At 40.5% G+C, this 17,677-nt stretch carries 16 protein-coding genes; 1 reads left to right on the forward strand and 15 read right to left on the reverse strand.

Translation table 11 applies throughout. The features are described 5' to 3' along the window. Nucleotides 1–55 precede the first annotated feature (55 nt). A complete protein-coding gene (locus tag DET59_RS03085; protein WP_113968148.1) occupies nt 56–1,231 on the reverse strand; it encodes a hypothetical protein in 1,176 nt (391 codons plus the stop codon). Between the two features lie 94 nt (nt 1,232–1,325). After that, nucleotides 1,326–2,510 (reverse strand): BMQ_0737 family morphogenetic spore coat protein, encoded by a 1,185-nt coding sequence (locus tag DET59_RS03090; protein WP_113968149.1) that lies wholly within the window; start codon nt 2,508–2,510, stop codon nt 1,326–1,328. A 513-nt stretch (nt 2,511–3,023) separates the two neighbouring features. Here DET59_RS03090 and DET59_RS03095 point away from each other — a divergent pair. Further along, nucleotides 3,024–4,190 (forward strand): coiled-coil domain-containing protein, encoded by a 1,167-nt coding sequence (locus tag DET59_RS03095; RefSeq protein WP_113968150.1) that lies wholly within the window; start codon nt 3,024–3,026, stop codon nt 4,188–4,190. A gap of 18 nt (nt 4,191–4,208) precedes the next feature. Here DET59_RS03095 and DET59_RS03100 read toward each other — a convergent pair whose 3' ends face one another. The 13 genes from DET59_RS03100 to ymfI form a co-directional block, all read right to left on the reverse strand. Then, on the reverse strand, nt 4,209–5,075 hold the full coding sequence (locus DET59_RS03100; protein ID WP_113968151.1) for a 2-oxoacid:ferredoxin oxidoreductase subunit beta: 867 nt from the start codon (nt 5,073–5,075) through the stop codon (nt 4,209–4,211). A gap of 3 nt (nt 5,076–5,078) precedes the next feature. Next, nucleotides 5,079–6,821: a 2-oxoacid:acceptor oxidoreductase subunit alpha gene (locus DET59_RS03105; protein ID WP_113968152.1), complete on the reverse strand. Its 1,743-nt coding sequence runs from the start codon at nt 6,819–6,821 to the stop codon at nt 5,079–5,081. 238 nt (nt 6,822–7,059) lie between these two features. Further along, nucleotides 7,060–7,983 carry a dipeptidase gene (locus DET59_RS03110; RefSeq protein ID WP_113968153.1) on the reverse strand — a complete coding sequence of 308 codons (924 nt, stop codon included), beginning with the start codon at nt 7,981–7,983 and terminating at the stop codon, nt 7,060–7,062. Between the two features lie 107 nt (nt 7,984–8,090). Next, a complete protein-coding gene (spoVS, locus tag DET59_RS03115) occupies nt 8,091–8,351 on the reverse strand; it encodes a stage V sporulation protein SpoVS (protein ID WP_034760060.1) in 261 nt (86 codons plus the stop codon). Nucleotides 8,352–8,488: 137 nt separating this feature from the next. Then, complete coding sequence (locus DET59_RS03120) at nt 8,489–9,292, reverse strand: TIGR00282 family metallophosphoesterase (protein WP_113968154.1); 804 nt, start codon at nt 9,290–9,292, stop codon at nt 8,489–8,491. Nucleotides 9,293–9,432: 140 nt separating this feature from the next. Next, nucleotides 9,433–10,992: a ribonuclease Y gene (rny, locus tag DET59_RS03125; RefSeq protein ID WP_113968155.1), complete on the reverse strand. Its 1,560-nt coding sequence runs from the start codon at nt 10,990–10,992 to the stop codon at nt 9,433–9,435. 448 nt (nt 10,993–11,440) lie between these two features. Then, nucleotides 11,441–12,478 (reverse strand): recombinase RecA, encoded by a 1,038-nt coding sequence (recA, locus tag DET59_RS03130; protein WP_113968156.1) that lies wholly within the window; start codon nt 12,476–12,478, stop codon nt 11,441–11,443. 212 nt (nt 12,479–12,690) lie between these two features. After that, on the reverse strand, nt 12,691–13,929 hold the full coding sequence (locus tag DET59_RS03135; protein ID WP_113968157.1) for a competence/damage-inducible protein A: 1,239 nt from the start codon (nt 13,927–13,929) through the stop codon (nt 12,691–12,693). Nucleotides 13,930–14,000: 71 nt separating this feature from the next. Further along, nucleotides 14,001–14,579: a CDP-diacylglycerol--glycerol-3-phosphate 3-phosphatidyltransferase gene (pgsA, locus tag DET59_RS03140; protein WP_113968158.1), complete on the reverse strand. Its 579-nt coding sequence runs from the start codon at nt 14,577–14,579 to the stop codon at nt 14,001–14,003. 82 nt (nt 14,580–14,661) lie between these two features. After that, on the reverse strand, nt 14,662–15,564 hold the full coding sequence (locus tag DET59_RS03145) for a helix-turn-helix domain-containing protein (protein WP_258549558.1): 903 nt from the start codon (nt 15,562–15,564) through the stop codon (nt 14,662–14,664). 16 nt (nt 15,565–15,580) lie between these two features. Next, nucleotides 15,581–16,372 carry a DUF3388 domain-containing protein gene (locus tag DET59_RS03150; RefSeq protein ID WP_113968160.1) on the reverse strand — a complete coding sequence of 264 codons (792 nt, stop codon included), beginning with the start codon at nt 16,370–16,372 and terminating at the stop codon, nt 15,581–15,583. A gap of 240 nt (nt 16,373–16,612) precedes the next feature. Beyond that, nucleotides 16,613–16,870 carry a DUF3243 domain-containing protein gene (locus tag DET59_RS03155; RefSeq protein ID WP_113968161.1) on the reverse strand — a complete coding sequence of 86 codons (258 nt, stop codon included), beginning with the start codon at nt 16,868–16,870 and terminating at the stop codon, nt 16,613–16,615. A gap of 89 nt (nt 16,871–16,959) precedes the next feature. Further along, nucleotides 16,960–17,676 (reverse strand): elongation factor P 5-aminopentanone reductase, encoded by a 717-nt coding sequence (gene ymfI, locus DET59_RS03160; RefSeq protein ID WP_258549559.1) that lies wholly within the window; start codon nt 17,674–17,676, stop codon nt 16,960–16,962. Between the last annotated feature and the right edge of the window lies 1 nt (nt 17,677).

Consider the following 17,677-nt stretch of genomic DNA (forward strand, 5'->3'; position numbering starts at 1 on the left):
TGCTTGTAAATCTTATTTAGATCCTTGGATTGCATCTTTTTCCCCCCTTTCAAATTCACCGAATGTATTTGTTCGGATTAAACATTGTTCGTTTCGCTTCAGGAGCCATCGGTATATTTCCGTACTCTTCAAATTGAGGATTCCCCTGGGGTGCCTGTTTACTTTGCTTTTTCATTTTATTATAGAGATCATTTTTCTTATTTGACTGAGATTTTAGATCCTGACGAAGTTTAGTCAATTCTTTCTCCAATTCCATTTCCCGCTGGCTTTTTCCCTTCTGATTACCTGAATCTTTTTCATTCATTAAAGTCATCTGTCTTTCAAGATCTTTTTCTCTTTGTTTAAATTCTTCAATTTGATTCCTTAATGCATGAAGTTCTTCCTCGTAATGCTCCTCAATTTTCTTTAGCTCTTCATGCAAGGCACTCATTTTCTGCAAGTAATTCTGAGTTGTTTCTTCTCTTTCATTGCTTTTATTCAATGTTTCCTTCACTTCATTGAATTTTCCAGAATATGATTCTAACTGTTCTTCAATCAAATTAAGCTTCTTAATTATTTCAGGATGATTATTTTCTTCTTTACCCCATAAAAATTTCCACATTTTAACATACCACCTTTTATTCTTTTCCTCCATGTATTGCTTCTGTTGCTTTCTTATCCATGCTAATTGCGTTATGAATGCATTCGCATATACCTCAACCTCAAAGGACCTTTTGCTCTCTGATAGGAAGTACTCATTGGCTTCCACCAACAAGGATATTGCCTCATTTTTAACACTTTCCAGCTGTGATTTCTTATGACTGACAGTGCTTTCATAAATAACCCTTATTTCCGGAATGGCTGTAGGAAGTAAAAGGTCATTATCTTCCCGGCTAACATTCTGATTCTCTGGTTCATTGGTTGCTTCATTGATTAATTCAGTTTCATCTGGAAATGGTCCTCTCTTTAATTCATGTTGCAGTTGAAGATAAATCTCATGTTTCAGTTCTATATCTTGTAGTAAGTAGTCAATTTGTTCTGTCAACATCTGAATGGTATGGTGATTCTCCGCGATTTCTAATTGATACACCTTATGTTTTGATCTTTCCCTGGACAATTCCTCTGACACATTTTTTATGCGCCTTGAATAATGATTATAGAGAGACTCAAGTTCTTCAGATATCAAATGAATATCATTCATGACTTCCGGGTGGCCTGTGCCATCTTTAGATTTATCCTCCTCCACTGTCATCACATTCACCTCCATTGATTTCTTTGTATTATCTTATGTATGGTTTGTTTACATGTTAAAAAAAGGGAGAGAGATCCCTCTCTCCCTCATTTAATTAGTCATCCAATCCGCCAAGCAGGTCAGCAAATGTGTCACACTCACCGAATTCTACCAATGCTTCAACTACTCCACTATCAAAGATTACAACATTAGCTGTATTTCTTAAGATTAAGCGGAAGCCTTCTGAAATTGGACCCAATAAACCTGTAAAGATCTGTAATTCGTAGAATAATTGTTCAGGTGCACCATCAAAGTAGCGAATACCTTCTCCTACAGCTGTCAATGCTTCCTCTCCACATGTTACGCTATCAATGGAAGATGGATCGAAAGTGAAGCTGAAGTCTGGTTGGAATCCAGTTCCAGTTGGAGCAGGTGTAGGACCTACTTCAGTATCAGTGAAGGAGTAAGACCATGTACTATCTGCAAGTGAACATTCTTGACAAATCTCTGCTCTAAGTGTTGATAGACCTGTTACAACGTCTGCGGTTGCACCGGAACCGAATGTTGCAAGTGTATCTTCATTTCTAGCAAGTGCAGTCGCCTGGCATTCACAGTTATCAACCGGGAATAATCCTGGGCATTGACGAGGGAATTCCAGTAAGCTCAAGTCACATTGAAGTCTTTCTTCAGGTACTGGAATATTGTTTGGACGTGGGAAACAGAATTTAGCCAATACTTCAAGTTTAACCGGATACTCTACTTGAACATCTTTACATAGTACGACTTTCAATGGAATCATTGGTCCAAATGGATCTGGTCCCATTAATACTCCACCAGAGGTCGCAATTACTTGAGTCGCTCTGATATTTAAGTTGTCATTCGTAATTCCTGTCGGTACGCAAAGCATAATTTCGTCGGTGAATTGAGTGCGGATAGTGAAAGAACATTCTGCTACCCCATCAATTAAGATCGTTACGTCTACAGGTACTGTCCAGACGATAAGAACTTTTCCAGGGTTACCATTCTCAATGATAGACCCTGATACACTGACGTCAGCCGGGTCTACTGGAGCCGTTTGCACCTCTACTCTCTGACCTGCCGCTAATGCTGCACTGACAGCTGCACGACAAGCTTCATCAGGAATAAAGTTCTTATTCTCATACTTGTTCGCAAAGAACACCCAGTCATACACTTTGTCTACTCGAATACATTCTGGTGCTAAGTCGTTTGTATCCAATGGGATACTGGTTGGCGTTGGCGTTGGAGTCTGGGAACCCCTAATTTGTTTACGCTTCTTCAAAAAAATCCTTCCTTTCTTTTAATGAATATTATATTTCTATCACACTATATCCTATGGACGAGAAAGAATTTGGTATAGAGAAAATACCTATTTTTTCAAAAAAAAATAATAGGCATACTAATAGTTTTTCTAAACTATGAAAAAATAGGCTGATTATATAGACATTTGACAGTGCTCCAACTTTGAACCCGGCATATCATATACCATAAGGAAAGGGGGAATGTATAACCTTTAACCACTCGCTCCATCTTTGATGTAAAATGATGAAAACGATAATAATAATGACCTTCATATATAGTTCTTCAAAAGCAAGCTTCTGATTGGTTACGCTTACTCTTTTAAATGAATATTACGAACGTAAACGCTTATCTTATCATTGCAATGATATTTATTATAAATATAAAAGCCATGTAAACACTGGGAAGTTTTCATGGCTTATTTTTATGGACAAATAGCGTTCACATAGTTGAAAACATATACATAATAAAAACGAAAAGAAAGGAGCCATCCTGGATGAAACAGCTTTCTTCTATACAATTGCAGCAGCAAATCATTCATTATAAATCCGAACTGGAAAAATACAAACAAAAATGTTCATTATTAGAAAGAACTTCTCTTGTCCAACGATACAAAACCTTAAAAAAGGAAAAGCAACTTTTAGAAGACACACTGGAAGAGTATCGAATGCAAATAAAAAAAACAGAAGCGGAAAAAGAGCAAATATCCTCAAAATACCAGACCTTCCTTAAGGCACAGGAAAAGGAAATGACAAAGCTTCGCTACACCATCAATCAGCTAAAGGATCAACTCCATAAAACAAACCAAATCCACTTAACGGAAAAAAACAAACAAACGGAACACCAAAATGAAACAAAGGATGCTTTCGAAAAAGAAGTCATGTCTTTACAAGTGACAAATTGCTATCTTACAAAAGAAATAGAACTTCTATTGATAAATAAACAAGAAATTGAAAAACAATTATATAGAAAAGAAAGTGAATTATTGGAACTGGGAGTGTTAGGAGAGGAATTACAAAGGGAGTGGAGTGCACATAAACAACAGTTACTCATACTGAATAGCTGTGAGGAACATAAAAACCACAATCTCCTAAATCAGAACGACTCCTTGAAAACTCAACTTTACTTAAGAGAAACAGAACTAATGGAGCTGGGAGAGCGGTTGGAGAAATTGAAAATCGAGTGGGCAGCAACGAAACAACATTTGCTCATACTGAATAGCTTTGAGGAACATGAAAACCACAATCTCATGGATGAGATCGCAGCCTTGAAAGCTCAACTTTACTTACGAGAAAAAGAATTGTATGAAGTTCAACAAACTTTTTCAGAATCTACATTCCATTACGAGGACTTACTTACCATTAAAGCGAATCAGCTTGAACAGGCATCCAAAATGCAAATCGAAAAATCAGCACATATCCAAAAGATAGAAACATCACTAAAAAAACAGCTGGACGAAAAAGAGTCCTATACCAATACCCTTCATGCACTTAGGAAGAACATTAAACTTATGAAAGAAGACGTGTTCAGTTTCCACGAGGAAGAATCAGCTGCAATTAAAAATAAAATGAAAAGCTATGAAAACACTATTCAGCACCTGCAATTCACAAATGCTCAATTAATTGAAGAAATCAATAAATTAAAAAACCGGACACCCAAGTGAGGTGCCCGGTTTATTCTATTACATGAATTCTTTGACTAACTCATCAAATTTATCTTCATCTAACCTTAAATCATGTGTGCTCAATGGCTCTTCAGAATACCCGGTCACCAGTTCCTGGTAGGAAGGCTGTTCTTTGTTTTGATAAATCAATCCAGTCACCAATCCATCCTTCTCCATAAGCATATTCATTGCTTGTTCACGATTTGATGGATCATAGCCTTCAACATCCGAGAGCTTTGTCAGGTTTTCTTTGAACCAGTCGTACGTATTGATCTTGTTATAGGTCACGCAAGGACTAAACACGTTGATCAATGAGAAGCCTTTGTGATTTAGCCCTGCTTCGATTATGGCCGTCAGCTCTTTCAAGTCAGAAGAGAAACTTTGGGCAACGAATGTTGCACCTGCTGTCAGTGCCATTTCCATCGGTGCCAGTGCCGGCTCAATGCTTCCTTGAGGTGTAGACTTTGTCTTAAAACCAGATGACGAGCGCGGAGAGGTTTGTCCTTTGGTCAGCCCATAGATCTGGTTATCCATAACGATGTATGTGACATCTACATTACGACGGATCGCATGGATGGTATGGCCAAGGCCGATGGCAAACCCATCTCCATCCCCACCAGAAGCGATAACGGTTAATTCCTTATTCGCCATCTTCAATCCTTGAGCGATCGGAAGGGAACGTCCGTGAATGCCATGAAAACCGTACGAGTTAATGTAACCTGATATACGTCCGGAGCAACCGATTCCGGATACGACAGCCAATTGTTCAGGATCGAGCCCTACATTTGCCGATGCCCGTTGAATCGCAGCTTGTACAGAGAAGTCTCCACACCCAGGACACCAGTTGGGTTTAACATTATTTCTAAAATCTTTAAAGGTAGCCATGGATCAGATCAACTCCTTACATCTTGAATGAATTTCATTTGGTAAGTAGGGTGTGCCATCATACTTTGTCATCTTCGTGATTTTATTTCCATACCCTACGTTCATTTTGATTATATTGGCTAATTGTCCAGTAGCATTATGTTCAATCACAACCACTTTCTTAGCTGATTGCATCAGTGGCTCGAGCTCATTTGCCGGAAACGGATGGATTAAGCGGATATGAGCATGATTCACTTTCAACCCATCCGCTTCAAGTCGTTCCATTGCTTCTTCAATTACTCCACGTGTCGAGTTGAAACCCACTAATAATAAATCGGCAGCTTCATGTGGTGCATGAGTGTGGATTGGATTGTTAAAGCGTATGTTTTCCACCTTGCGCATACGTTTATCCATCTGTGCCTGTCTGTTTACCGGAGATTCAGACGGCTTCCCTGTTTCATCATGTTCGACTCCTGTCACATGATGAATGCCGTTTTTCATTCCAGGGATGACACGTGGTGATACACCATCTTCAGTCACTTCAAAACGTTTAAAGTATTTCTTTGCCTCTAATTCATTTAACTCTGATTCATTGCCAACAAGCTTCCCTCTACGAATTTCCACTTTGCTGTAATCAAGTGGTTCTACCGTTTGCTTCCCTAATGAAAGCTGTAGATCAGAAAGAATGATGACTGGACATTGATACTCTTCAGCCAAGTTAAACGCCTCTACTGTATCATAGAATGCTTCCTGTACAGTACTTGGAGCCAGGACGATCTTAGGAATCTCTCCGTGGGTACCGTAAATCATGGCCATTAAATCGGACTGCTCCTGTTTCGTCGGAAGTCCAGTGGACGGTCCTCCACGTTGAGTATCCACCACTACTAAAGGCTGCTCTGTCATACCGGATAAGCCGATTGCTTCCATCATGAGTGAAAGACCAGGACCAGCCGATGCAGTGAATGAACGGATACCCCCGTAGTTCGCCCCGATTGCCATCGTTGCGGCTGCAATCTCATCCTCTGTCTGGATAACCGTTCCTCCCACCATCGGAAGCTTCTTAATAAGGTATTCCATGATTTCAGAAGCTGGAGTGATTGGATAAGCTGCCATCAGGCGAACCCCACCTGCCAGGGCACCGAGAGCTATCGCATCGTTCCCGATCATGAACATGCGCTTATTACCATCGGCTTCCTTCAGTTGTAATGAACCGACCTTGCTTCCAAGCTCATCTTTCATCGTTTGATATCCTTGCTTGATGGCTTCCATGTTTTTCTCTACTACCGTCTCACCTTTACGGCCGAAGATTTCTTCCACTACTTCCTTGAAAACGTTTGGATCCAGGTTGAGAACGGCACAGGTCGCTCCTACCGCTACCATGTTCTTCATTAACGACGTCCCAAGTTCCGTAGCCAACTGAGTGAAAGGAATGATATAGAGAGAAGCATCCGTATCTTCAGGCTTTTCTGGCTTGAACTTCGCATCAGCTATGATCACACCATTGCTATGTAATTCTTTATAATTCACATCAATCGTTTCCTGATCAAATGCAACTAAAATATCTAAGTCATCAGCAATCGCACGCACTTGTGTTGTGCTTACCCGAATCTTGTTATTTGTATGTCCTCCCTTAATACGAGAGGAGAAATGGCGGTAACCATATAAGAAATACCCAAGGCGATTGAGGGCCATAGAAAAGATTTCACCCGTACTCTCTATCCCTTCACCTTGCTGGCCACCAACTTTCCATGAAAGTTGTTCCTTCATTTATTACACCCCTTCAATCAATTTTTGCAACATCTATTAGAGAAGCATATTCTCATTTTTCGTTCAAACAATCTTTTACTACAAAGGATTGTTGCAACTTTTTTCTTTGTATTCACTCTATCAGTTTATCACTTTTCTATTTAAATCACTACTGTATTAAAGAGATTATGAATATGAACACTTTATTCCTGGTACAAAAAAACCATTAAAGGTATTTCTTTAATGTCTGGTTCAGTAATCAATCTGGTAATCTTCCAACAAAATTTTCGAACAAGAATTTTTTCACCTGTTTCTCGCTATAATATCGTTGAAGTGTGTTGATTAAGTTATTATATTGATCGAATGATGATAACCCCTGTACCGTTTCTGATATTCCGTCGAAATCCGATCCAAATCCAATGTGATCCTCTCCACCCAAACTGCAAACATGTTCGATGTGCCTGATGACATCTGAAATCGCCGCTGTACCTTTTTTGTTTAGAAATGGCGGTACAAACGTGATCCCCATGACACTGTCCTTTTTGATTAACGCTTCAATTTGTCCGTTTTTCAAATTTCGGGGATTGGGGCAAATGGAATAAGCATTCGAGTGAGAAGCGATGGGATATTCAGCAATTTCGATTGTATCCCAAAATGCTTTCTCACTTAAATGGGAAACATCTGTCCACATCCTGTTCTCGTTTAAGAATGAAACGACCTCATGGCCAAAATTGGTTAACCCTCCACCCCTCGGCTCCAGTGCTCCATCTGCTGCAGCATTGGCCCAATTCCACGTTAAACCTGCAGAACGGACCCCAAGCCGATAAAGAATTTCAAGCTTGGTAAGATCCTCTTCTATCGCTTCAATGCCCTCAAGTGTAAGCATTGTCCCGATTTCATCATGAGCTAATTTTTCTATATCTCTTTTCGAGGTGACAAATTTAAGCTTAGGATTGGGTTTCAGGATTTGATTATGAAATAAGTTCACCATTTCCAGGGCAGCTTGAAATCGTTGACCCGGCTTCAAATTGGAGGGGATATATATAGCAAATAATTGTATCTTACTTCTGCTATCCACCAGCTGTGGATAGGTAATATGTAAAGTATGCTTAGATTGAAATGCTTTCTTCTCCGGTTCTAAGTATAACTTCATCAATACATCACAGTGTGCATCAAATAACATGTCTCTTCATCCTTTCAAGTGCCTGACTTACCTTATAATAATACTATGGAAAAATAGAAAGGCTGTCCACTAAAGAATCCCCTCTTTAATGAACAGCCTATGGTATATTATCTTGGTTCCACTATTAACTTTATCGCCGTACGCTCTTCCCCATCGATCAGAATATCTGTAAATGCCGGGATACATATCAAATCTAAACCACTGGGAGCCACAAAGCCTCTGGCAATCGCAACTGCTTTAACGGCTTGATTTAAAGCCCCTGCACCAATCGCTTGTATCTCAGCTCCTCCTCTTTCACGAAGAACACCGGCGAGTGCACCAGCTACAGAATTAGGATTAGATTTTGCTGAAACTTTTAATATTTCCATTCCTTTTCCTCCTTGTCATTTCCCCCATACCGTATGTCCGTGGTAAAGAACAAACTTGGTATAAATGATTCCACTGATACTATATTCAGGAAATGGACAAATCATTCCGGTCTCACTGAAAAAAGGAACGAAAACATTTAATATTCTGCCATAAATGGATGATCTTCGTTAATTAAAATACGATCGATTTTTTTGGCTTTACCCGTCTTTTGATCAACATCTATTAAACAGGCACTCAAAATTTTACGTCCTGTCTTTGGAACTTCAAAACGAACGGGCAAACTGGTCTGAAATCTCTTCAGAACAGACTCCTTACTCATTCCCAGTACCTCATCATATGGGCCTGTCATACCGACATCACACATAAATGCTGTACCATTGGGCAGGATGCGGTTATCAGCTGTTTGTACATGTGTATGGGTGCCGATTACAGCAGATACCCGGCCATCCAATAACCAGCCAATCGCCTGCTTTTCACTAGTTGCTTCTGCATGAAAGTCAACGAAGATAATGGACGTTCTCTTCTTTGCTTCGTCTACAAGTTCATCCAGTGCCTTGAACGGGTCATCAAGGGGCGGCATAAACGTTCTCCCTTGTGCATTGATAACAGCAACCTCTTTTCCATACACTTCAGCATACACCAGACCGCTTCCAGGGGTTCCTTCCGGGAAATTCGCCGGTCTTACCATTTGTTTCGATGAGTCGATAAAATTGAAAATGTCTCTATTGTCCCAAGTATGATTACCGAGAGTTACCATATTGGCACCATCTTGCAAAAATTGTTTGTAAATCTTCTCCGTGATCCCTCTGCCTGAAGCAGCATTTTCCCCGTTCACGATGGTGAAATCCGGTGAATGCTTCTTTTTTAACTTCGGCAGGTATTCTGTGATCATTTCCCTGCCCATTGAACCGACAACGTCTCCAACAAATAAAATTTTCATGAAAATTCCCTTCTCTATATGTATTCAGTCTTGTAGTTATTGTATCACAAATAACCTGTCGTCTATTCATCCGTCCCGGGAGCATATAAACGATAAAAAAAGCTGACTCGAAAAGGGATATCCCTTTTCAAGTCAACCTCTTATTTCGCGTATTCGACAGCCCTTGTTTCACGGATGACCGTTACTTTAATATGACCTGGATAATCGAGCTCATCTTCGATCCGTTTACGGATATCCCTCGCTAATCGGTGAGATTCCAAATCGTCAATGGCTTCTGGTCTAACCATAATACGAACTTCACGTCCTGCCTGGATCGCGAAAGATTTCTCAACGCCTTCATATGACTCTGAGATTTCTTCCAGCTTCTCTAATCGGCGGATATAGTTCTCAAGCGTCTCACTTCTTGCGCCAGGTCTCGCAGCAGATAAAGCATCAGCTGCAGCAACCAGTACGGCAATGATGGACGTAGGCTCTGTATCTCCGTGGTGAGAGGCAATACTGTTAATGACAACAGGGTGTTCCTTGTACTTCGTTGCCAGTTCAACACCAATTTCTACGTGGCTTCCTTCTACTTCATGGTCGATCGCTTTTCCGATATCATGAAGTAATCCAGCACGTTTAGCGAGTCGTTCATCCTCACCAAGCTCTGCTGCTAGTAACCCGGATAGATACGCCACTTCCATTGAGTGTTTTAAAACGTTTTGACCGTAACTTGTACGATACTTTAAACGTCCCAAGATTTTAATTAAATCCGGGTGAAGACCGTGAACGCCAACTTCAAAGGTTGTCTGTTCACCAATTTCACGGATGTATTCATCCACTTCACGTCGAGATTTATCGACCATCTCTTCAATTCGCGCAGGGTGGATACGTCCATCCTGAACTAACTTCTCTAATGCAATTCGAGCCGTTTCTCTACGAATCGGATCAAAACCAGAAAGAATAACTGCTTCAGGAGTATCATCAATAATCAGATCAATTCCTGTTAAAGTTTCCAGCGTACGAATGTTACGTCCTTCTCGCCCAATAATTCGACCTTTCATCTCATCATTCGGTAGGTTCACAACACTAACCGTTGTTTCTGCCACATGTTCAGCAGCACAACGTTGAATAGCCAGTGAAAGGACTTCTTTCGCCTTCTTATCTGCATCTTCCTTCGCACGTGTTTCATGCTCTCTGACCATAATGGCGATATCATGGGAGAGTTCATTTTCAACGCGGTCAAGAATGATTCCTTTCGCTTCATCACGAGTTAAGCTCGAGATACGCTCTAGCTCTGTTTGCTGTGATCGTACCATCTCGTCCACTTTGCTTTCCATCTCTTCAATATGTTGTTGTCTCTCGTTAAGAGTCCCCTCTTTTCTCTCGAGTAAGGCTTCACGCTTATCCAGCGTTTCATCTTTCCGATCGAGGTTTTCCTCTTTTTGCATCAAACGATTTTCTTGTTTCTGCAATTCATTTCTTCGTTCACGAAGGTCATTTTCCATTTCTGTGCGAAGTTTATGATTTTCGTCCTTTGCTTCTAATAGTGCTTCTTTCTTCAGAGCATCTGCCTCGCGCTTCGCATCTTCTAAAATGTGCTCTGCTGAACCTTTAGCACCAGCAATCTTTGCTTCAGCAATGGACTTACGAATTAGGTATCCAACAACTACACCGACGATTAGGCCAAGCAAAATGGAGATGATTGTTATAGGTTGCATTATTTCACCTCCTCTTGCTATGAACTGTCATCATGTCTTTTACATGTCGGCTTGTACATTGCTCACTTGAACAAAATATACAGCGCTAGGCTTTCAAATATTCATTCGAAAAATTTGTAAAATATACATGTTAATTTTAAATCTCTGAAAATTTATTGTCAAGGGGTTGAGCCCTCTATCCCTAGATTTCTCAAGGGATTTTTTCCATTCGACATAAATTGACACTGTCACTCTGGGGTTAAGGATGATTTTTTGACACCATCCAACTATTTGAAAATTTTTTGTTGAATTTAGAAGTTATCATTAGAACACGATTATTCTCATGCTTTTCACAACTATAAGCGATTTGCGTTAGAGAAAAACACTATTACTATTTTCTACCAACTAATAGCTTATCATACATAATAAAGAGAAGCACACCGAAAATGGCTGCTTCTCTTATATTTGGTTAGTCTTCTAAAAGACTTAATTCACCTTTATCATCGGTTTCAGCCCGACCTGTATCCAATCCGTAATGTTCACGGATTTTCAGCATGATTTCGCTGCGGATTTCCGGATTTTCTTTCAGGAAAATCTTCGCGTTCTCACGACCTTGACCTAGGCGCTCTTCATTATAAGAATACCAGGCACCGCTCTTCTGAACAATATCAAGCTCAGATCCAAGATCGACGATTTCACCTTCTTTAGAAATCCCCTCACCGTACATGATATCTACTTCCGCTACACGGAACGGAGGAGCTACCTTATTTTTCACGACTTTAATCTTCGTTTTGTTCCCTACCATTTCATTTCCTTGCTTAAGTGTTTCAGCACGACGGACTTCCAAACGTACAGAAGAATAGAACTTCAGTGCGCGCCCACCGGGAGTCGTCTCAGGATTTCCAAACATGACTCCAACCTTTTCACGAATTTGGTTAATGAAAATTGCGATGGTTTTCGATTTATTGATGGCACCTGAAAGCTTACGAAGAGCCTGTGACATTAACCGGGCTTGAAGACCTACGTGAGCATCTCCCATCTCTCCTTCGATTTCTGCTTTCGGTACAAGGGCTGCAACAGAGTCGATAACGATAGCGTCCACTGCTCCACTACGTACAAGCGCTTCTGCAATTTCCAATGCCTGCTCACCTGTATCAGGTTGAGAAAGCAATAATTCATCTATGTTTACTCCAAGCTTTTGAGCATACTCAGGATCAAGTGCATGCTCTGCATCAATGAATGCAGCTTGACCTCCTTGAGCCTGAACCTCTGCAATCGCATGAAGTGCTACTGTTGTTTTACCGGATGATTCGGGACCATATACCTCAATGATTCTTCCACGTGGATATCCGCCTATTCCAAGAGCAGCGTCCAGTGCAAGTGAACCACTTGGACATGTTACAACGTTTCTATCCGTTTTCTCCCCAAGCTTCATGATTGAGCCTTTACCAAACTGCTTTTCTATTTGTTTTAACGCCATATCTAAGGCTGCTTTACGATCGCTCACAAATCTTCCTCCTTTGAATATAGAACTTGAAATTGACAACTTATAAGCTTGTCTCAAATCCAACCTATCTATACTATAAACGTTTTTATTATAGAAAACAAGAAAAAAATCGAACATTCATTCGGTTTTTTACTCTGGGTGTTTTGGATTGAATTTAGAGCGGTTTACCACAAAAAAACTGCCTTCCATATCAGAAGACAGCCTCAGTACAATTACTCACTCAATTCTTTGATCAAATAATACCAACCATACTTCGCCGTTCTTATCCTGTTAGCATTTCGTCCGCCGCCAAGATTCAAATGGAATGTTTTAGTTGGCTGATCTTTCATGGACAACCCAATCCAAACGGTTCCTGCAGGTTGCCCTTCATGTGATCCGGGACCTGCCACACCTGTAAAGCTGATCCCGATATCGGATGATAACAGTTCTCTTACGTTTTCAGCAAGCTCCTTGGCACACTTTTCGCTTACGGAGGTATGCTGTTCGAGCGTACTCTCTTTCACGGAGAGTATCTTCTTCTTGACCTCATCCTGGTAACAGATCACCCCACCCTTCAGGATGGAAGATGCACCTGGTAATGATGCTAATTGAGCTTGAAAGAGCCCCCCGGTTAAACTCTCTGCACAGGATAGTGTGAAACCCTTCTCTTTTAATAATTTGAATCCCACCTCGCCGAGAGAATCCTGATCGTAGCCGTAGAAGTATTCTCCTACAATATTCATAATCTCAATTTCCAGCTCATCCAATAGGGTGATGGCAACGTCTTTCGATTCGTGTTTGGCCGTCAGCCTCAGTGTAACTTCTCCGTCACCAGCTAGTGGGGCAATGGTTGGATTGGTTTGTTGATCAATCAGAGCTTCCAATTCTGTTTCCAACTGAGCTTCGCCAATACCGAAGAAGCGCAGGACCCGGGAATGGATGATTTCTTTCTTTTTCAATAAATGTTGGATGGCCTGTTTGCCGTAAGTACTGAACATCGGTTTCATTTCAGATGGAGGTCCTGGTAAAAGCATGTATGCTTTAGCATCCTTCTTCAATAGCATGCCGGGAGCCATACCGTTCTCATTCTTCAACACCTGAGATCCGGCTAATATGAGTGCCTGTTTTTCATTATTGGGGGTCATCTCCCGGTCGACTTTTTTAAAATAGCCTTTAATTGATTCCAATGCATCTTCGTCCAAGGTCAAAGTTGTACCTAATGACTTCGCAATGGTTTCTTTCGTCAAATCATCCTTCGTCGGTCCAAGTCCGCCAGTGAAAATCAACAAGTCTGCTCTTTCTTGGGCTACTGAAATCGCATGCTGCAACCTCTCTGGGTTGTCTCCAACACTAGTGTGGTAGTAGACATTCACCCCCATTTCAGCCAGCTGCTCTGAAATGAATTGAGCATTGGAATTGACGATTTGACCTAATAGTAATTCTGATCCCACCGCTATGATCTCTGCATTCATCCTTATTCCCCCTGTGATTGATGTAAAGAAGGGGATGATTCCAGTAGAATCAATCCCCTTGTTAAAGCGTTTTATTTCGAATTTACAAATGCTTTTTTGTTATGTTTGAAATAGTCCCACCCAGACCAAATCGTAAAGAACAAAGCTACCCAAAGAGCAATGGTCGCAAATGGCAGATTGATCAGTTCGAAGATGGCATTATGCAGAAGCAGCGCTGAAATAGCGATGATCTGTGCCCATGTTTTAATCTTTCCAAGTTGACCCGCAGCAACCACTTCCCCTTCACCGGCTAATACAAGGCGAAGGCCTGTTACCGCAAATTCACGGCTGATGATGATAATGACAATCCATGACGGGGCAAGGCCAAGCTCGACCAGAACAATTAATGCAGCGGACACAAGCAATTTATCCGCTAATGGGTCTAAGAATTTCCCAAGGTTCGTCACGAGGTCAAGCTTTCGTGCATAATAACCGTCTATCCAATCGGTTGTTGCCGCAATGATGAATATCAAAGCCCCTACAAAGTGCTTGACCGGCATTTCTGCCCCAAGAAACATCATGTCACCCCAGTTTAAAGGTGCAAGCATAATGATTAAAAATAATGGAATTAAAAATATCCTTGAAACTGTAATCTTATTAGGTAAGTTCACCTTTCTACCTCCAATACTAAAAAAACACGTTCTAACTATAGTATGTAAGAAAAAGGAGTTATTAAAACTCCTTTCGTCTCAATTATTGTGTCGCTTTAGGTTCATAGTTAATGATGATATCCTGTCTTACAACATCCGAAGAAGATATCTTGTACTCAAGCAGATTGCCGTTAACTGCAATATTTGTATTTGAAGCGTTACCGATTACAAGATAAGCAAGCTTATCGGAAGAAAAGTCAAAGTCCTTTTTATTCCCCTCTTTTAATAACCCTTCAAACAACAATTCATCCTTCGTGTTATATACACCGACCCAAGTATCACCCTTAGCAGATAATTCCAGCTTGAATTCATCTGCATTTTTTAGTTCATAGGTTGTTTTATAGCCTGAAGTATTAACAGCCACTAATGATTGTTCTGGTTTTTGTTCTTTATCTTCCTTGGCATTTTCATCTTCTGAAGATTTACTTTCAGTTTCATCTTTATCTTTGGTTTCTTCTTCAGGCTCTTCACTTTCAGCCGTTTGATTCTCATCTACATCCACTTGCTGCTGATTTTCTGAAGGTTGTGTCTCAGGGGCTTTATCCCCCACCTTCCCTTGCCAGAAGACCCATACGGCAATCAAGGCACCAATAACAAACAGGGCTATAAGCAGTTTGGGAACGAAGTCAAATACCCTTGTAGAGCTTTCTGAAACAGACTTTCTCGACTGAACCCTGGAAAGGGAGACAGGTATCTCATCTTCATATGTAGTCGGAATTTCTTCCTTATGCTCCTCAAAAATCACTTCAGGAGGAAGACCGACCGCTTCACAATACTGTTTAATAAATGCACGCACATAGAACTTCCCGGGCATCGCGTCATACGAGCCTTCTTCAATCCCAATCAAATAGCGTTTTTGGATTTTTGTTATTCTTTGTAAATCATCGAGGCTGTAACCTTTAGCTTCGCGGGCTTCCTTTAAACGATTTCCTAATTCCGTCACCACTTAACACCTTCCAATATTAAAAATCAAAACCTCCAAAATCGGAATTTTGAAATAAATTATTTTGTTCTACTAATTCATATGTAATTTCTTCATCAGGATCGTTTCTAAGTTCAATGATATAATCAAAATCTTCAAGTGAATATTCAGAGTTTTGAACGAATACATCAGGATGTTCGATTACTTTCACAGCAGGCAATCTCATGATTTCCCTTACTAGTTGCCAGTGCTTTTCACTTGCACGGCGAGTTGAAACGATTCCGTCAATAATAAATAGATTTTCAGATGAATACTCGTCTTCAATCAGTTTGCTTCTTATTGTCTGCTTTAACAAAGTAGAAGAGACAAAGAGCCATTTCTTATTTGCACATACGCTTGATGCCACAATGGATTCGGTTTTCCCTACCCGGGGCATTCCTCTGATCCCAACAAGCTTATGTCCCTCTTGCTTAAATAGCTCAGCCATAAAGTCTACTAATAAACCCAGCTCATCACGAACAAACCGAAACGTTTTCTTGTCATCGGCATCACGCTGAATATAACGGCCGTGACGAACGGCAAGGCGATCCCGTAATTTCGGCTCTCGGAGCTTCGTTACATTAATGGTATCCATCGTTTGTAAGATGGACTCAAGCCTCGTAATCTGTTCATCATTGTTTGCAAGAAGAAGCATTCCCCTCCTGCCTTCATCTACTCCATTTATCGTCACTATATTTATAGAAAGCATTCCTAATAACGAAGAAATATCACCTAAGAGGCCTGGACGATTTTTTTGAATTTCATATTCTAAATACCATTCTTTGCGTTCCATTGGTTCCCTCCTGAAAAAACTGTGACATTCCAATTCGATTAAAATAGACATAATTCGGAAAATTTATTTAAACATCTAGGTATTATAATAAATGATTTTCCGGTAATAGAAAAGCAAAACCTACATAAATATGTACAATTTCTCATTTTAGACCTCATAAGCTGTTTATAGTAAAGAAGTATAGACTTCTCAAGTGATTTTTTTGAAGCATATAAAAAAGAGAGGAAAAAATCCCTCTCCTTAACGAGTACCATTGTTATTAACAAGTTTAACCATCATGTTCGCAATGGCATGTTGTTCTTCAGGGGAAGCGACAGACCATAAATCCGCTAACACTTTTTCCTGATCGTTCTTAGCTTCGACTTGATTCGCTAAGTAGTCACCAATTTGGTAAGCTAAGTCAGAAACCGTTTCATTTTCCATTCCACCATGTTGAGCCTGGTTGAGACGCTCACCTAAGAAGTTTTTCCAATCAGACCAGTTATCTAATACAGACATTTGTCATGACCTCCTTTATTGAAATACAACCTTAGTTTGTATCCCGGAGGAAAAATTATTCGCCATAATCTTTTGACCAAAAAACTTTTTCATGTATGCCACCCACCATTGATGGAAATGGTTTGACCTGTGATATAAGAGGCTTTGGCAGAAGTGAGAAATTGAATCGAGTCGGCTATTTCATCCGACTGAGCGAGACGACCCATTGGAATCTCCTCCCTGATAGCTTCCAGTTCCCCTTCAGAAAACGAACTCATCATCGATGTATCAACTGCCCCTGGAGCGATTGCATTGATCCTTACCCCGCTAAGAGCAAGCTCCTTACTCAATGATTTCACAAATGCCAATTGCGCACCCTTAACAGTTGAATAAACGACCTCACACGCTGCGCCAATTTGTCCCCAAATGGAGCTTACCATTACAATACTCCCCTTACGTTCTATCAGCTTAGGCAATAACTTTTGAATAAGGAGTAAAGGACTTTTCACATGAACGTTAATCAAATAGTCCACCTCTTCTTCAGTCTGATCTTGAAACATTCCCCAGCTTGAATTCCCGCTACTATATATAATGGCATCAAGTTGGAAGATACTGTTCACGAGACTCCCGACTTCTCTCGGGAGGGCAAGATTTGCCCGAATGGGGATGGCCTCCACCCCAAACTTTTCAATCTTATGTAGCAACTCTGTTATAGCTTTTTCATTCGAATGATAATGTAAATATAAATTCCATCCCTCTTCTGCCAAGCTTAAAGCCGTACTGCTTCCGATTCCCCCAGAAGCCCCTGTTATTAAAGCATATTTCATC

It is taken from the genome of Rossellomorea aquimaris, assembly GCF_003315075.1.
Taxonomy (GTDB): domain Bacteria; phylum Bacillota; class Bacilli; order Bacillales; family Bacillaceae_B; genus Rossellomorea; species Rossellomorea aquimaris_C.

Coding starts and splice junctions, on each gene's coding strand:
- DET59_RS03085 (WP_113968148.1), bottom strand. CDS start 1,231: ATGACAGTGGAGGAGGATAAATCTAAAGATGGCACAGGCCACCCGGAA.
- ymfI (WP_258549559.1), bottom strand. CDS start 17,676: ATGAAATATGCTTTAATAACAGGGGCTTCTGGGGGAATCGGAAGCAGT.
- DET59_RS03120 (WP_113968154.1), bottom strand. CDS start 9,292: ATGAAAATTTTATTTGTTGGAGACGTTGTCGGTTCAATGGGCAGGGAA.
- DET59_RS03105 (WP_113968152.1), bottom strand. CDS start 6,821: ATGAAGGAACAACTTTCATGGAAAGTTGGTGGCCAGCAAGGTGAAGGG.
- DET59_RS03100 (WP_113968151.1), bottom strand. CDS start 5,075: ATGGCTACCTTTAAAGATTTTAGAAATAATGTTAAACCCAACTGGTGT.
- DET59_RS03110 (WP_113968153.1), bottom strand. CDS start 7,983: ATGTTATTTGATGCACACTGTGATGTATTGATGAAGTTATACTTAGAA.
- DET59_RS03150 (WP_113968160.1), bottom strand. CDS start 16,372: ATGGAACGCAAAGAATGGTATTTAGAATATGAAATTCAAAAAAATCGT.
- DET59_RS03155 (WP_113968161.1), bottom strand. CDS start 16,870: ATGTCTGTATTAGATAACTGGTCTGATTGGAAAAACTTCTTAGGTGAG.
- spoVS (WP_034760060.1), bottom strand. CDS start 8,351: ATGGAAATATTAAAAGTTTCAGCAAAATCTAATCCTAATTCTGTAGCT.
- rny (WP_113968155.1), bottom strand. CDS start 10,992: ATGCAACCTATAACAATCATCTCCATTTTGCTTGGCCTAATCGTCGGT.
- DET59_RS03135 (WP_113968157.1), bottom strand. CDS start 13,929: ATGAATGCAGAGATCATAGCGGTGGGATCAGAATTACTATTAGGTCAA.
- DET59_RS03095 (WP_113968150.1), top strand. CDS start 3,024: ATGAAACAGCTTTCTTCTATACAATTGCAGCAGCAAATCATTCATTAT.